At 40.7% G+C, this 16926-nt stretch carries 16 protein-coding genes; 9 read left to right on the top strand and 7 right to left on the bottom strand.

Annotated features, from left to right (window positions below):
- Position 1 precedes the first annotated feature (1 nt).
- The 5 genes from LXL81_RS10090 (at position 2) to LXL81_RS10070 (ending at position 5698) form a co-directional block, all read left to right on the top strand.
- Positions 2-916, top strand: coding sequence for a DUF5655 domain-containing protein (locus LXL81_RS10090; protein WP_234646659.1), 915 nt, complete (start codon positions 2-4; stop codon positions 914-916).
- Positions 917-1104: 188 nt separating this feature from the next.
- Complete coding sequence (locus LXL81_RS10085) at positions 1105-1950, top strand: chromate resistance protein ChrB domain-containing protein (RefSeq protein ID WP_234646658.1); 846 nt, start codon at positions 1105-1107, stop codon at positions 1948-1950.
- 60 nt (positions 1951-2010) lie between these two features.
- Positions 2011-3225, top strand: coding sequence for a chromate transporter (locus LXL81_RS10080; RefSeq protein ID WP_234646657.1), 1215 nt, complete (start codon positions 2011-2013; stop codon positions 3223-3225).
- 20 nt (positions 3226-3245) lie between these two features.
- A complete protein-coding gene (locus LXL81_RS10075; protein WP_234646656.1) occupies positions 3246-3977 on the top strand; it encodes a DUF2490 domain-containing protein in 732 nt (243 codons plus the stop codon).
- Positions 3978-4060: 83 nt separating this feature from the next.
- Positions 4061-5698: an ABC-F family ATP-binding cassette domain-containing protein gene (locus LXL81_RS10070; protein WP_234646655.1), complete on the top strand. Its 1638-nt coding sequence runs from the start codon at positions 4061-4063 to the stop codon at positions 5696-5698.
- A gap of 271 nt (positions 5699-5969) precedes the next feature.
- On the opposite strand, the gene LXL81_RS10065 is transcribed toward LXL81_RS10070, so the two are convergent.
- Complete coding sequence (locus LXL81_RS10065) at positions 5970-6662, bottom strand: response regulator transcription factor (RefSeq protein ID WP_234646654.1); 693 nt, start codon at positions 6660-6662, stop codon at positions 5970-5972.
- Positions 6663-7687: 1025 nt separating this feature from the next.
- On the opposite strand from LXL81_RS10065, the gene LXL81_RS10060 reads away from it, so the two are divergent.
- Together LXL81_RS10060 and LXL81_RS10055 are read left to right on the top strand one after the other, a co-directional pair.
- On the top strand, positions 7688-8596 hold the full coding sequence (locus LXL81_RS10060) for a pirin family protein (RefSeq protein WP_234646653.1): 909 nt from the start codon (positions 7688-7690) through the stop codon (positions 8594-8596).
- A 92-nt stretch (positions 8597-8688) separates the two neighbouring features.
- Entirely contained in the window at positions 8689-9708 is a 1020-nt protein-coding gene (locus LXL81_RS10055) for an Atu2307/SP_0267 family LLM class monooxygenase (RefSeq protein ID WP_234646652.1), read from the top strand.
- A 150-nt stretch (positions 9709-9858) separates the two neighbouring features.
- Here the strand turns inward: LXL81_RS10055 and LXL81_RS10050 are convergent, their stop codons facing one another.
- The 6 genes from LXL81_RS10050 to LXL81_RS10025 all read right to left on the bottom strand — a co-directional run bounded on the left by LXL81_RS10050 (position 9859) and on the right by LXL81_RS10025 (position 14784).
- Entirely contained in the window at positions 9859-10299 is a 441-nt protein-coding gene (locus LXL81_RS10050; RefSeq protein WP_234646651.1) for a hypothetical protein, read from the bottom strand.
- A 275-nt stretch (positions 10300-10574) separates the two neighbouring features.
- The gene (locus LXL81_RS10045; RefSeq protein ID WP_234646650.1) at positions 10575-11468 is read right to left on the bottom strand and encodes an NmrA/HSCARG family protein; all 894 of its coding nucleotides are present in this window, start codon (positions 11466-11468) and stop codon (positions 10575-10577) included.
- Between the two features lie 429 nt (positions 11469-11897).
- Entirely contained in the window at positions 11898-12482 is a 585-nt protein-coding gene (locus LXL81_RS10040) for a Crp/Fnr family transcriptional regulator (protein WP_234646649.1), read from the bottom strand.
- A gap of 162 nt (positions 12483-12644) precedes the next feature.
- Positions 12645-13082, bottom strand: a complete 438-nt coding sequence (gene arr, locus LXL81_RS10035) for an NAD(+)--rifampin ADP-ribosyltransferase (protein ID WP_234646648.1) — start codon at positions 13080-13082, stop codon at positions 12645-12647.
- A gap of 3 nt (positions 13083-13085) precedes the next feature.
- Complete coding sequence (locus LXL81_RS10030; protein WP_234646647.1) at positions 13086-13652, bottom strand: dihydrofolate reductase family protein; 567 nt, start codon at positions 13650-13652, stop codon at positions 13086-13088.
- Positions 13653-13905: 253 nt separating this feature from the next.
- Positions 13906-14784, bottom strand: coding sequence for a DUF808 family protein (locus tag LXL81_RS10025; protein ID WP_234646646.1), 879 nt, complete (start codon positions 14782-14784; stop codon positions 13906-13908).
- Positions 14785-15017: 233 nt separating this feature from the next.
- On the opposite strand from LXL81_RS10025, the gene LXL81_RS10020 reads away from it, so the two are divergent.
- A complete protein-coding gene (locus LXL81_RS10020; protein ID WP_234646645.1) occupies positions 15018-15992 on the top strand; it encodes an NADP-dependent oxidoreductase in 975 nt (324 codons plus the stop codon).
- Complete coding sequence (locus LXL81_RS10015) at positions 15989-16897, top strand: AraC family transcriptional regulator (RefSeq protein WP_234646644.1); 909 nt, start codon at positions 15989-15991, stop codon at positions 16895-16897. Before LXL81_RS10020 ends, LXL81_RS10015 begins: the two co-directional genes overlap by 4 nt.
- The last annotated feature ends 29 nt before the right edge of the window (positions 16898-16926 follow it).

Below are 16926 nucleotides of genomic sequence, written 5' to 3'. Positions count from 1 at the left end.
TATGCAAATTTTCAAAAACAACAAACAAACCCTGTCTACCCTCCGCGAAATCCCCTTCAAACTGAAACGCAACATCCAAAACCTCTTTGAACAAAATCTCGAATTACTCAGCAGTTTAAAACTGGTCAAATCAGAGTTTTCGATCCAGAGCCGCCGCATCGATACCCTTGCTTTTGATAAGGAAAGCAATGCCTTTGTGATTATTGAATACAAGCGCAGCCAGAATTACAGCGTTGTCGATCAGGGTGTATCCTATCTGAACATGATGCTGGAATACCGGGCAGATTTTATCATGGAGTATAATGAAGTGCATGGTGCAAATCTCAAACGAACGGATGTAGACTGGTCGCAGAGCCGGATTATGTTTGTGTCGCCGTCGTTTACGGATTTTCAAAAGCAGTCAACCAATTTCAAAGATCTGGGGATTGAACTTTGGGAAATCAAGCAGTTTGAGCATGATGTAATTACGATTAACCAGATAAAGAAGTCGAAATCTGCATCGAGTATCGGATCCATGCAGAAGACTGAAGGGTCAGAAATCAGTAAACTGGCCAAAGAAATCAAAACCTATTCGGAAGAAGATCATTTACTTGGCAAGAGTGAAACGACGGTGGAGTTGTACGAAATCTACAAAAATGCCATACTGAATCTGGGCGCAGATATTGAAATCAAACCGCAGAAAATGGTCATTGGCTTTACACAAAAAGGTAAGGTATTTGCGGATGTACTGGTTTTGAAATCGGAACTGAAATTCTGGATCAATCTGAAAATCGGAAAGCTGGATGATCCTAAATTGTTGAGCAGGGATGTTTCAAATGTTGGGCATTGGGGAAATGGTGATTACGAGATCAGGATTCGGGACACAACAAACCTTGAATATATTATGAGTCTTTTCAAGCAGGCTTTGGCATTTTGAATATGAATAGCCGGTTGTTTCAGTAATTTCAATAACCGGATGGATATTCTGTTTATTTAGATTCAACAGGTTCATTTCAAAATTAGATATGTTTCGCCTATTGTAAAATGTTCGTATGATTTGTCATAGCTTGCTTGTAAGATAGCGTTTAAGAAAATATTATTAAAATGGTAATGGCTACAATCTGAATGAACTGGATCACTCGTGAACGACCTAAAATTGACCGCATCGCCTGTCCCTGGCTGATCAAAAGGTTTATTGATCCGGATGCGCAGATTTTTTATGTTCCGTTTGATCAGGTCCGGGCTAAAGCCCTCGAACTTGATGCAACACCTTTTGATATTCCGGACACAGAATTTACGCATTACGAAGACCGCTGCACTTTTGATTTCTTTCTGGAAAAATATGAAATAGAAGATCCGGCGTTGAAGGATATGGCAACGATCATCCGGGGCGCAGATACCGATAATCATTCACTTGCAAGCCAGTCGGCTGGATTATGGGCAATCTCTGCGGGATTGGCATATAACATTACCGATGACCAGGAGCTGCTGGAAAAAGGCATGCTCATTTATGATTCACTGTATAGCTGGGCAAAACATCTGCAAAACCAAAAGCATACGCAGAGCCCTTCTGAGAAGCTGCTGCTGGCAGTTTTCAATACATATCTTGACAAACAGAAGTCTGAAGAGATTAAAACCCCAAAATGGGCTCATGAGCTTAAAGACATCATACAGGACCAGATAGATACAAATCTTAGTTTAAGTCTGAAAGAAATTGCGGAAGGGTTACAGATTCATCCGTCCTACGTGTCAAGAGAATTCTCCAAGTATTTCAGTAACCTTTCCTTTGGGGAATATATTCGTAAGCTCAGGATAGAGAAAGCGGTTGATCTGCTTTCAAACGATAATCATACCTTATCCGAGATCGCCTATTTAACAGGATTCTCCGATCAAAGTCATTTTAACAGGATTTTCAAGGCGCATACAGGTCAGAATCCATCGAAGTTTAGAAAAAGTTTGCATAAAAAGTAATTCCTGTACAAATCGTCATTTTCATTCTATTATTTTAAAAGTGTCTGAGGTAGTATTGCAATGCAAATCGCAATTCGTATGGTCAGTCAAAATATTGAATTAGAGAATCAGCCGAATATTTATAGCCTGCTCGCCTTAACCAAGTACTTTCTAAAACTGGGGACACTAGGCTTCGGAGGCCCCGTTGCGCTGATCGGTTATATGCACCGGGACCTGGTCGAAGACCGTAAATGGATCAGCGAAGATGAATACCGTGAGGGCCTGGCACTTGCACAGCTTGCACCCGGACCGTTAGCCGCTCAGCTGGGAATATATCTTGGATATGTACATTACGGTGTATGGGGCGCAACGCTGACCGGGCTGGCTTTTGTACTTCCATCCTTTATTATGGTCGTTTTACTGGGCATGGCCTATAAACTATATGGCGGACTTCCGTGGATGCAGTCTGTGTTTTACGGGGTAGGTTCTGCTGTGATTGGTATTATCTCCCTGAGCTGTTATAAACTGACGGTAAAAACGGTTAGTAAACTCGAAATCGAAGCAATCAAAAGCAGGTGGATTTTGTGGCTGTTCTTTTTAATAATGGCAATCGTTACTGCTATCACAGAAAGAGAGGAAGTCTGGCTATTTTTGATTTTGGGCTTTATTTACATGTTCGTGAAAGCACCTCCGGAATGGCTGCGAAGAAAGGATACATCGTTATCAATTATTCTTTTGGCTGGAACCGGATTCTGGCAATATGAGCCAGGGGAACTTGTTAAACTTGGATTATTTTTCACGGAGGCGGGAGCATTTGTTTTCGGAAGCGGACTGGCAATTATCCCATTTTTGCAGGCGGGAGTTGTTGGTGAAATGGGCTGGCTTAACGAACAGCAGTTTCTGGATTCCGTCGCGGTGGCCATGATCACGCCAGGGCCGGTCGTTATCACCGTCGGTTTCATCGGTTTTTTGGTTTCCGGATTTTCCGGGGCAGTTGTTGCAGCTTTGGGCGTATTTCTACCTTGTTTTGTTTTTACAGTTCTCCCCGCACCTTACTTCAAAAAGATTGCAAAAAACGCCAGTATCAAAGCATTTGTGGATGGCATTACAGCAGCTGTGGTTGGTGCACTGGTTGGATCCGTCTTCGTCATTGCCACACGTTCAATTGTCGATCCTGCGTCGGCTGCTATTGCAATCGTCACGATACTCTCACTCATTTATATTAAAAAATTAAAGGAACCATATATCATCCTGATAGCCGCAATTCTCGGATTTTTTATCAAAACTTATTTATAAATATTTTTTAACCTGTTTTCATGAAAAAATTTGTTCTACTACTGTTTGTCCTTTTTTCAATTCCATCCTGGGGTCAAAAGCAGGTCAATAAACAAAGCGGCGTTTGGCTGGGTTACTTTAACCAGACCAGGCTGACCGATAAATGGGGTATCTGGCTGGATGTCCACGCCAGGAGGACAGATTTTCTCGACCGCTGGTCTGCCCAGCTTATTCGCCCCGGCATTACCTATTACGCAAATGATCATCTTCGTTTCACAGCCGGTTATACCTATGCCCGCAGTTTCCCTGCCGCTGGCTTGCACACAGTCCGGCCGGAAAACAGGCTCTGGCAGCAAGTACTCTGGACCAGCCGTCAGAAGCGTCTGCAAACCCAGCAGTGGATCCGTCTTGAAGAACGTTTTAATCGTAAAATTGCCAACGATCAATTGCTCGACGGTTCGAACTTTAATTTCAGGTTTCGTTATCTTTTAAATCTGATGGTGCCGTTGAACAGAGACTTTATTGAACCTAAAACTTTGTTTTTTGCTTTCAATGACGAAATCCATATCAATGCCGGCAAACAGATTACCTATAACCTCTTTGACCAGAACCGCTTTTTTGTCGGTTTGGGTTACCAGTTTACAAAGGGACTGAATTTGCAGGTCGGTTACATGAACCAGTTTCAGCAGCTTCCTTCCGGAAATCATTTCAACAGCAATAATGTGCTCAGGATTTTTGTCTTTCATAACCTGGATCTGCGGGCTAAGAAGTGATGTCCAGAGAAGCGTTAAAAGTTTACTTTTTTCGTTTCTTTCAATTGTATAATCGTAGCTTTGCGGCTCCAAAAAATGAGAAGATGATTACAATTGAAAATTTGGCCGTTGAATTTAGCGGTTCTGTACTTTTTAGCGAAGTGTCCTTCGTTATAAATCCTACTGATAAAATTGCCCTTATGGGTAAAAACGGAGCGGGGAAATCCACAATGATGAAAATTATTGCGGGTGAACAAAAAGCCAATCGCGGTCATGTACGTGCACCGAAGGATGCGGTTATCGCTTATTTGCCGCAACATTTACTTACTGAAGATAACTGTACGGTTTTTGAAGAAGCGGCCAAAGCATTCAGGCAGGTTTTTGAAATGCGTGCCGAAATGGAGAAACTGAATTATGCCCTCGAAACCCGCACAGATTATGACAGTGATGAATACATGGCCATCATTGAGCAGGTTACCGAAATAGGTGAAAAATATTACCAGCTGGAAGAAGTCAATTATGACGCGGAGGTTGAGAAAGCCTTGAAAGGATTAGGATTCAGGCCGGAAGATTTTCAAAGACAAACCAAGGAATTCAGTGGAGGGTGGCGAATGCGTATTGAGCTCGCCAAAATATTATTGCAAAAACCAGACCTTATTTTACTGGATGAGCCTACAAACCATATAGACATTGAATCGGTGATGTGGCTGGAAGATTTTTTAGTGAATAAGGCAAATGCAGTAATGGTTATTTCCCACGACCGCGCCTTCATCGATAATATTACCAACCGGACGATTGAAGTAACCATGGGTCGGATTTTTGATTATAAAGCCAACTATTCACATTATTTGCAGTTGCGTGAAGACCGCAGGTCGCATCAGGTGAAGGCATATCAGGAACAGCAGAAAATGATTGCCGATAATATGCAATTTATTGAACGCTTTCGCGGCACATATTCCAAAACCAACCAGGTTTCCTCCCGTGAACGCATGCTGGAGAAGCTGGAAATTATTGAAATTGACGAAATTGATAATTCTTCTCTAAAACTTCGTTTTCCACCTTCGCCACGGTCTGGCGACTACCCGGTTACCGTGAAAGATGTTTCAAAATCCTACGGAGATCAGGTTGTGTTTAAAAATGCAAGCATGACGATTTCAAGAGGGGAGAAGGTATCTTTTGTTGGGCGGAATGGTGAAGGAAAATCGACGATGATCAAGGCTATCATGGGGCAGATAGATGTGGAAGGCACCTGTCAGCTTGGACATAATACCAAGGTTGGATATTTTGCGCAAAACCAGGCGTCCTTATTAGACCCTAATCTGACGATATTTCAGACGGTTGACGAGGTTGCCGAAGGTGATGTGAGAACCCAGATCAAGAATATTTTGGGCGCCTTTATGTTTCAGGGTGAAGACATTGACAAAAAAGTGAGTGTCTTGTCGGGTGGAGAAAAGACTCGGCTTGCGATGGTGAAGTTGCTTTTGGAACCTGTGAACCTGTTAATTCTTGATGAGCCTACGAATCACCTGGATTTAAAATCAAAGGATGTTTTGAAAGAAGCACTAAGAAACTTTGATGGTACGTTGGTGCTGGTTTCCCACGATCGTGATTTTTTACAAGGCCTGTCACAAAAAGTCTTTGAGTTTAAAGACAAACGTGTAATCGAGCATTTTGAAACGATTGATGCATTTCTGGAACGCAACAGGATAAAAAGTATAGCTGATCTGCAACTTGCCAAATAGGCATCCGATATTTTAGGACGAGATAAAGTCTGCTATCGATTATAAATAAAGGATAGGATTCAGGTTTTTGACCTATATGCTTTTACATTTCGCTATAAATTACAACTATTTGCTGCCTTAATTCAGGCCAGCAAATAGTTGTAATTAAAACTGCCGGGCTCTCTTAAAATAATCAGTGAGAATAAGCGGAATCAAAAACCAGAATGGATTACTTCTGATTCATGAATTAACAAGAAACACAATTCTGACGATATGATGTTTCCTAAGAATATTATGACGGTTCTGCAATACCACTGTTGAATTCGTCATAATATTTGTTTACAAATTCTACCAATGTTTTTACACCAAGTTTTTTAAAAATAACCGTCTTGTGCGTTGCCAGGGTCGAATGAGCAATATCCAATGAGGTTGCAATCGTGGACGTCGACTGTCCCTGGAGCATTCTTTCAGCTATCTGGAATTGACGGCTGCTTAATGTGTAGAATGGGCTGGAAGTCCAGGATTCAGTATTGCCCGATTTTTTTTGACTGGTTCCGTTACTTTCTTTTAAAGTTTCATTCACCATTTGTTCCATCATACTTAAACATATAAATCGTCGTCCTGCTAAAACCGATTTGATGGCCTCAAAAATTTCATCACTCCCGGCATTTTGCGTTACATAGCCGTCGGCCCCCCCCAACAGGCAGTTTATGGCATCCGAATATTCCATTTTGCCGGCAAATATCAGGATTTGGGTTTTGCTGTTTTTTCTCTTGATTTTCTCTATGAGCAACGCGGTTATTCTTGAAATTGATCCTAAGATAACAAGGTCATAGTGATCTGTTGTAAGCTTGAAATGAGCCAGGGCGTTTGGTGATAAGGTATCAAAAGATACCCCTGACTCGAATTTTTCTTCAATAATTTTTCGTAAGCCGACTCTAACGATGTAACTGCTTTCAATAAATAAAATTTTAAGGTCTATCATGTTTAGGTTATAGGTATTAATAAGGGGATTTGGGATGCGATCTTTTTTATTTTTATCGAGGATTTCGGGTACCTTAACTATGGAGGGAATAATGCACGTCGTCTTCACGAGTAGCATTCAGGAATGATTCTATAAAACCTAATATTCAGCCAATCGGCCATCAGTTCAGATTTTGCTATTAAAATGCTTATTTTCTATCGTCAATAAGTATAAAATAGGACTGATGTAATTGTTTACGCAAGGTGTGTTTTATCGGAGGTGCTTGTCAACTATTTAATTGTTAGGACATTAGCCTTCTGATATTAAATATTAGTTACCAACCTGATTATTAGGTTGCAGGTTCGAAAGAAAAATCAGAAGAAAATTTAAAAAAAGGATCACGTATTTTAATATACGAACCGGGAAATATAAACAGAGCAAATTCCTCAATAGGTTATGTGGGCTTAATATGGATATTCTCTTTCATGGCTCTGATAACTTATCACATTGGTGTTACAACACCCATGTTAAATAAAGCCTCAAAAAAATCCTCGAATTTTGACGGACTGACAGTCTGGTAAAATCATTGTTCAATTGAATACTATATGAGGCCTGGTTGAAAGTATTTATTTAGCAAAAAATAAAAGAAGGTCTGTCACAACGTCGACATTGTTCTACTAATATCGTGCCAAAGTGTGTTATTTTATAGAATTATATCTACAATTTTAGCCATATTTGATGTTAAACAGTGTAATATAAAAGGATATGCATTGTTGTAGACAGTAAACCACAAGCCATGGATGTTTCAAGCCGTCCAGGTAGCATTTAAATCTTTCGAACGGAAAATGGCCTGCTCGCCTAACCGAACCTATTAACCCGATTATATCCATTCTTTGTCAAAGGAAGCAGGAATTTAGTTTTAACCAGCAAACAATAGACAAATGTCGATGGAATTTGTTGCCATTTATCAACTAGTCATGACAGGACAAAGCATTAATTTCACTTTTACTTTTGTAGATTAGTTTTGGAATTTAAAATTGAATGCCATGCTTGATATTGTTATAGAATCCCGTCAGGCGGTTATTTCGCCCGGATTTTCTGTAAAACGTATTCTTCCGTTTCAACTTAGAAGAATGGTCGGCCCTTTTATATTTATGGATCATGGCGGCCCGATCAGCGTGCCTGCAACCACCAATCTGGATGTGCTTCCGCACCCGCATATAGGGTTGTCGACAGTAAGTTATTTGCTGAAAGGAAATGTTACACACCGGGATAGCCTTGGTGTTGAACAACTTATAAAACCAGGCGAAGCGAACTGGATGAATGCCGGGAAAGGTATAGCGCACAGCGAACGTTTTGAAGATCCGGCAATACTGGCTGCTGGTGGACTTGAAATGATCCAGACCTGGGTAGCACTGCCTGAAAAGGATGAAGAATCCGATCCTTCCTTTAAAAATTATACAGCGGAGGAATTGCCTGTTTTTACAGAAAAGGGTATATGGATGCGCTTGATAGCGGGTGACGCTTATGGCCTCACAAGTCATGTAAAGACAAATTCTCCGCTGTTTTATCTGCATGTTGTACTTGATCAGGGTGCCCGGTTTGGCATTCCGAAAGAACACAGCGAGCGGGGTGTGTATATTGTGAAAGGAAGTATTGAACTAAATGGAGTCAGTTATCCGGCAGGAAAATTGCTGGTATTTTCCAAAGGTGCAGATCCGCTCATCATAGCAAAAGAAACTACAACGCTCATGATGCTGGGCGGCGAACATCTGGGCGATCGCTACATCTGGTGGAATTTTGTGTCGAGCCGTAAAGAAAGAATTGAGCAGGCGAAAGAAGACTGGAAGCAGGGGCGTATTCTCTTGCCACCTACCGACAATGCGGAATTTGTCCCGCTGCCGAAGGACAATTCAAGGCCGGCAGGTGGTCCGCCTCCGGGGGCTCTTTCCTGAAAAATTGAGATATAATATTTTGAAAAAGAGCAGTTTGTCGTCTTTCGTCGCTGCGCTGAAAATTGTAAGTTGATGATTTAAATAAAAATAGGATGGAAATAGGTATTGATAGTTTCGCTTCGGCAATGTATGGCAGTAATACGCTTAGCAGCGTGGATGCGATGGAACAGTTGCTTGACAGGATCACATTGGCAGATCAGGCCGGTTTAGATAATTTTGGTATTGGTGAACATCATAAAAAGGAGTTTTTGGATTCTGCTCCTGCGGTCATACTCGCCGCTGCGGCTGCCCGGACCAAAAGGATCCTTCTGTCCAGTGCCGTAACGGTTTTAAGTACTTCCGACCCGGTGCGTGTGTTTCAGAGTTTTGCTACGCTTGACCTGATCTCGAAAGGCAGGGCAGAGATTGTTGTCGGTCGTGGTTCTGCCATTGATGCATATCCATTGTTCGGTTTTGACCTGAAAAATTATGATGCCTTGTTTAAGGAAAAGTTAGAGTTGTTACTTTTGCTCCGGGATCAGGAATTTGTCACATGGTCTGGCAAGTTCAGGCCGGCTTTGAATAACCAACCCGTTTATCCAAGACCTTTACAGGAGAAATTACCTGTTTGGCTGGGTGTAGGCGGCACGCCGGAATCATTCGTGCGCGCAGGTTCGTTAGGTCTGCCGTTGATGGTGGCAGTTATTGGAGGTGAAACTCATCGCTTCCGTCCGCTTATCGACCTTTACCGTGAGGCAGGAAAACGGGCAGGTTACGCACCGGATCAGTTGAAAGTTGGACTTCACTCGCCGGGTTATGTGGCTGCCTCTGACGAAAAAGCGGTTGCAGATTATTATCCGGGTTATGCTGAATTGTGGACGAAACTGGGGAGAGAACGTGGCTGGCCTCCTGTTACAAAATCACAGTTTGATAGTCTGATCGCGCCTAAGGGAGTACTGGTAGTAGGTGGACCTGAGCAGGTTGCCGAAAAATTACTACGCCACAGTGAAGCCCTGGGAGGTGTTGACCGGTTCACTTTTCAGATGGATAATGCAGGTTTATCTCACCAGCAACTGATGTCTTCGATTGAACTGATCGGTGAAAAGGTAATTCCGCTGGTTATTAAAAAATAATATTTTTTTGAGATCCCAATAAGTTGGAGAGGCCAACTTTTCTCGATATCGGTTACTGAGATTTATTAATATAAAGACGTGCAATATCCGGGGCTGCCCGTTATTGCACGTCTTTTAAAACATTTTGTATTGATATTGAAAAGTAGCGTTTTAATAAATCACTTTAAACGAATTACTCACTTCTTCCGGTTTAACGGGCAGGAATTGAAGTAAAGAGTCAGCAAACGATACCGTTCCCCTTTTATAAACATGAAAATTCATGTAGGTTCCGGCTTCACCAGTTCCCAGTTTTAATTTATTTCCGGTTTTCAGGAATACAATTGGGTCAATTAGCTTTGTATTGTCTCTGGATAAATAGCGAAAATTCCCAACCAGCGTGTCGCCAATGATATTGCCGCTGATTGTACCCTCATCCGTCGACCTGCCATCATAAATAACCTTGTAATCTCCATAAAAGGATCCTTTTGCCGTTATCAACTTCAATATCGCGGTGTCCTTTTTATCGAGAGAAATAGCCTTGTAGTATTTTGTATCATAATCCGGACTACAACTAATAAACGCTGTCAAAAGCAAAAAATATATTTTTTTCATTACACCAAAACTCCATTTTAAAGGCAAGTATTATTCAGAAAATGAACTTAGTCAATTAGGCTGGCTTTGCGTAGTTTTTGAGATGAAAAATTATAATGGGTGTTTGATAATTTTGATAAAGTTTTGATGCTTTATCGGATTTGATATTCGGTTTCCCCCATAAATTTTTAGTTTGATGTAAATCCTGCAAAGGAAGAAAATACATCAAACTAAATTTATCTTGAAAAACGGGTAGCAAGTTAAAGAATCGATTTTACTTGCAGATTGAGCGTTCCTTATTCTTTAACTTCCTGAACGTTTTCAGTCAGCCATTCGCGTAACGTTACAAATTTGCTGGTAGCAATTTCATTTGCCAACGCAATCCTTGATTCAGGATCCGGCCCCATGTAGGTGTATTTTTCAAAGTATCCGAACATTTCAGAAAATTCCTTTGCGCCTTCAAAAAAAGTCGAAAACAATGCTGCCGGTACCTGCGTGAAGGTATAATCCTGGCCGTTTGCTTTATATGCTTCTATGATATCATTAAAGCTGTTGAACTCGGTGGCAAGTGAAAGATAATTCCCATTACCAACTTTCTCCGGCTGCGCAAATGCGCCGGCGACTACTTTACCCAAATCATGGATATCGGCCATATGGATGGCCTTTATTGTTGGATCAATCGGTAAAGTCCAGCCCGTTGTACCATCCTGTTTGGGCTGAGGGGGAATGGCACCTGTAAGGTTTTGAAAATAAAATGGAGGTTGTACCAAAGTTGAATATCTGAAACCCGCATTTTTTACAAGATCATCAGCCTTGGCTTTATTTGTGAAATGGGGAACATCAAATTCAGCATGACTGATTACTTCCACATCCGGAAGTGTTGACCAGATAAAATGCTGCACACCAGCTGATTTTGCGGCTTCAATGGCATTTTTGCTCTGCTCAATTTCATCGGCTCCTTCCCAGAAGTTGGTTACCACAAACACGCCATAAGCATCCTTAAAAGCATCTTTTAGTGATTCAGTATTATTAAGATCTGCAAAAACAGCTTCATTTGCGTTCCCTAAATATTTTTCAGGATTGCGGGTTACTGCCTTAACATGATATAAACCTTCATTTACAAGTGCATCAACCACACCTTTACCTTGTGCGCCGGTTGCGCCGAGTACGACTATTATTTTCGTTTCCATTTTTGAATTGTTGAATATTGATTGTAATAATATCATGTGCAGCTTTTTATCATTGACCAACTTCTGTTTTGTCCTTGATCATTAATGAAAACCTTTCATGACATTCGTAATTGTTTAATGCTAATCGTTTATCGAATTAACGATACAAAGGTGCCCCGGAAGCAAGTCAAACAACGATGATAAATGGCGAAAAAAAGCGTAGACAAATATCTATAAAGGAGAAAAACAGAAAAGGGAAATGATGTTGGCGTGACCTTTGAGTATAACATATGCCACGCAAAAGGATGGAATAAAAAAAATCTTTCCCGGTACGATAGATCGTTCAGGGAAAGATTTTTTTACTTGTAAACTGAATATGTAAGTAGATTATGTTGGAGCGATCGTTACAGCCACGATTTGGCCAAAAGGTATCACGCGCTGTGGAGAGATTTATTTTTTTATAGCCTGTTTTCTTACACGACTTAACGTGTCTTTTGTAATCCCCAGATAAGAAGCAATGATGTGCTGAGGAAATCTTTGAATGAATTTGGGATGGTTTTCAACGAACTCTTCATAACGTTTTTCTGCTGTATTGCTAAGGGTTGAATTTAGCCTTCTTTGCGACGCAATAAAACTTCTTTGATCCATTAATCTTGTCATTTGACCAAACAAAGGGATTTTTTCTATCAGGTTCACCATATCGGCCACCTTTGCGACAAGCAGTTCTGTGTCCTCCCAGGCATCAATATTATATTTTGAAGGCGTTAGCGTTGCAGCACTTTCGCGGTCGCTGATCCACCAGTTTTCCAGAAACAGATTGACGACATGCTCTGTACCTTTATCGTCTACGCTGTATTGCCGCATAGCACCTTTTACTATAAAACCTACGTATTTGCATACATCACCTTCCTGCAAAAAATATTGCTTTTTCCTGTATTTTTTAGGGAGAAAAGCTGCCACGACAAGTGCTTCTTCATCGCTTGTAAGCGGGGGAGAAGCATTCTTGTTTATATATAGCAAGAGGTTTTCATGCATTGGAAATAATAATAAAATTAATATCAGGGAATATTGTGCCTATACCTATTTCCTGGTTGTAATAAAAAAACTGCTCGTGTAAAACTACATCAAAATTAAACAAATTTTGCAGAACAGAGCGTTGTCAGGGGATTTCCCGCAATTATGCTTAAATCTTCAAAATCAATCTTCAATGGCCTCAATTCCAAGTTTTTTGAGCTTTTCCAGATTTGTTTTCATTGTTTTAAGTTCTTCCGGGGAGTGTCCCTGCCAATCTGTAATTTCACCAATTACCCTGAACGGATGGCGGGAGCGGTATGACTTTGTAGGATTCCCAGGAAATTTTTTGTCCGTTAAATTGGGATCGTCTTCTATCGGGCCGGTCGGCTCCACAATATAAATTCTCTCCCGGCCTTCACCCAAAGCCAGTTCGGCACCCCAGATCGCGGCCGGCAGGGTTGCGGTCAGATAAATGTATTTTGCTTTTTTCTCCTGACCATAGTTTGAATTAAATCCAACTTCAATCAAATCACCTGTCGATAGGTTTGCTTTGGTACCGTGGTAGTACGTAGTGAAGTCGTTTGGCTGTGATGCCTTGTCGCCACTTTCATTGATTTCCATTTTTTATTCATTGTTCAGTTTGTAATGAATTACTGTCACACCACATTCATATGCTGTGGCACTAATTAAAGACAGCTTTTGACGTTTGTCAGGCAAGTCAAAAATTCTCATTCCCTTATTGATCAGCACCGGATTTACAAAAAGAAAAAATTCGTCAATGTGACCGCCGCCAATCAGTGAAGAAACAAAACCTGCACCTCCGTAAACCAAAATATCTTTTCCGTCCTGATTTTTAAGTCTGGCAATTTCTTCGGCCAGATTTCCTTTTGCCAGCGAAGTATTTTTACCAAACGGTTTATCAAGCGTTCTGCTGAAAATAACTTTCGGGATGTTTACCATTTTTTGAGCGAAAGTTATTTTTGGACTATCAGATTCAAATTCTTCAAAATGGGGTATGAATTTCTCGGCCATTTTTCTGCCTAAAAGAAGGGTGTCCGAGCTATCGGCTAATGCACTAATAAGCCCAAAAAGTTTTTCGTCTGATCCCCTCAAAACCCAATCCTCTTCACCATTTGGTCCGGCAACAAATCCATCAACCGATATCTGCATCTGCAATTTTAGTTTTCGCATGGTTCTTATGTTTTTACAAAAATAACTTTTACAGGTTTTGTTGTTAGGGTGTTAATGCGGCTATTTCAGGCGGTAATTGTGACAATTGTAGTGAAAATATAGTGGGTCAAAAGTCAATTTATTGGCAGTTCCTAAATTATATAAATCCCGGAAAATGCCTGATATAAAAATAGGAGTAAAAAGAAAATATTCCTTTTACTCCTGTTATAATATAACTATTTTTAAAAACAAACTTGTGCTATTTTCTCAATTCTTACCGCTTAACCAGCGTAACTACTTTTTTGAATCCTGTCATAACCAAAAATACAATCAGGCCAAATACCAAACCGATTGCAAATTCTTTGATCATCGAGGGAAGTTCAGGCATGAAGTGGTGAAGGTATTCAATGTTATGGACAAAAATACCACCGGAAACCAGAAGTAAAGCGACCGTTCCTACGGCACCTAAAATCTTAATAATAACCGGAAGCGCCTTAACCAGCAAATGGCCTAATTTTGAAAAGAAACCTTTACCATCTGATTTTTTGATCAGTTTGTAACCTGCATCATCAGATCTCACAATGAGGGCTACAATGCCATAAACACCAATGGTTGCTAAAAACGCTACGGCAGAAACGGTTAGTATCTGTATCGGTAATGTCTCATCGAGAACACTTCCGAGCGCAATGATGACGATCTCTATTGAAAGGATAAAGTCGGTAGTTACCGCAGATTTTATTTTTCCTTTTTCATTCTCAATAGTATTTCCCTCACTTTCTGGTTTTGTATCCTGAACAACGGCGTGCTCTTTTTTTGCCGGATGAAAGAAGTATTCTATTATTTTTTCGACACCTTCATAAGCAAGATATAATCCACCTAAAAGCAATACGTAGGTGATAGCAACCGGGAAGAAAACATTGAGCAGCAAAGCCACAGGAACAATAATGAGTTTATTAACCAGCGATCCTTTGGTTATAGCCCACAACACGGGTAATTCCCTTTCTGACAGAAAACCTGTTGCCTTCTCGGCGTTCACCGCCAGATCATCACCCAGAATTCCTACGGTTTTGTGGGTAGCCACTTTTGTTGCCATTGCAACATCATCCATTAAAAATGCTATATCATCTAAAATCGCAAAAAATCCTGATGCCATGTTTTATTTTTTCTTGTAATATTTAAAATGTTTGGTCGGGAAATGGTGTAAGAATCATTCCAGTACACCGTTTGAGCACGAAGGTAATAAACTGGCAGGATACTTCTGTTTTCTTATCCGTATCAAAATCCTGCATTTTCGGTATTTAGGCTAACATAAAAGGTCTTTTCACTAAATCTGTTTTTCAGCAGGTACTGATCTTTGTATCAACAAAAACTGAAAAATAACTTGGTATGAAAGCAATCAGAATTCATGAATTTGGCGGGGTTGAAGTAATGAAGTTGGAAGAAATCGTTCGCCCTGTTCCTGCACCGGACGAGATTTTAGTGAAATTGTTTGCCAGTGGAATAAACCCTGCGGACTGGGTAATTCGGAATGGTGGAAATGATATTTTAAGACCATTGTTAAAATTACCTTTAACATTGGGTTGGGACGCTGCCGGTATCGTTGAAGAAACGGGAAGTGAAGTACAAGATTTTAAAGTAGGGGATGAAGTATATGGCGTTCCCAATTTTCCGGGCGATGGCAGTTATGCTGAATATTGTGTTGGAAAAGCAAACGGGTTTGTACTGAAACCTGAAACTATCAGCTTTAATGAAGCCGCTGCTGTTCCGCTTGCATCACTTACAGCCTGGACGGGTATTTTTGAGTTCGGAAAACTGCAATCCGGACAACGTGTTCTGATTCATGGTGCAACCGGCGGTGTTGGAAGTTTTGCTGTACAATTTGCAAAGGCAAAAGGTGCTTATGTTATCGGCGTTGCTTCTGCCCGAAATCTTGACTATTTAAAACAACTGGGTGCCGACGAAGTAATAGATTACCGGACCCAAAAATTTGAAGAAATGTTGCACGACATAGACGTGGTATTCGACGCCGCGCCGCATCGGGACAATAATGAAAGGCTGAGGTCGGTAAAAGTATTGAAGGAAGGTGGCATTCTGGTCAGTGTGAATATTGACTTTCCCTTTAATGACGACGTGTTGGAAGCGCTTGCAGAAAAGAAGGCGAAAGGCGAACAGGTTGCTGTTCAGGTAAGGAATAGCTGGTTGCAGGAAATCGCACAATTAATTGATGAGGGAAAAGTAAAAATCTTTATCAATAAAGTATTTCCTTTGGAACAAGTCGCCGAAGCGCATCTTGAAAGTGAAAGCTGGCATGTGCGCGGAAAACTGGTTTTGGAAATAAGAAAAGAACATGATAAGGCATGAAGCATTTTAAAACGATCAGCGAGTTTCATCAGTTCAGAGGTTTGCCAAAACCGCAGCATCCGTTAATCAGCATATTCAGTGTTGATAGTGTCAGGCATTTGCGGGCCGACGAACCGATGAGTCTCACGTTCGATTTTTACAGTATCGCCGTCAAACGTGTGCAAAATGCCAAAGTTAAATACGGACAACAATCGTTTGATTTTAATGAGGGCATCATGTCTTTTATGGCCCCGAATCAGGTTTTTAGTATTTCCATTGATAAAAAGGAGGAAGAATTTAGTCAATCAGGGTGGGTGATCTACATCCATCCTGATTTTCTCTGGAATACCAGTTTGGCAAAAATCATAAAACGATATGATTTCTGGAGTTATTCTTTAAACGAGGCGTTGTTTCTTTCTGAAAAGGAAGAAACCGTGATAGGTGGAATCATTCAGAATATTGAACAGGAATATCACGCCAATATTGATAAATTCAGTAAGCAGATTATCATTTCGCAAATTGAAACCTTGCTGAATTATGCAGAGCGATTTTACAATCGTCAGTTCATTACCCGTGAAAAATCCAGCCACCAGTTACTGGATCGGCTGGAAAAACTGGTTGGTGATTATTTTAACAATGACGATTTAATCAGCAGAGGTTTGCCAACCGTTCAATATATAGCCGGAGAACTTAATCTTTCACCAAAATATTTGAGTAGTTTATTAGGAACGCTGACCGGCCAGAGCACACAGCAATTTATTCATGATAAACTGATTGAAAAGGCCAAGGAGAAATTATCTACAACAAATTTGTCCGTCAGCGAAATTGCCTATGAACTTGGATTTGAGCATTTACAATCGTTTAGTAAGTTATTTAAAACCAAAACCAACCAGTCGCCCATGGAGTTTCGGCAATCTTTTAATTGATTGGATGTAACAGATAAATACAACATCGT

It is taken from the genome of Dyadobacter sp. CY356, assembly GCF_021440195.1.
GTDB lineage: Bacteria > Bacteroidota > Bacteroidia > Cytophagales > Spirosomataceae > Dyadobacter.
Note: the sequence above shows the minus strand (reverse complement) of the source record. Positions and strands in the feature narration are given on the sequence as shown.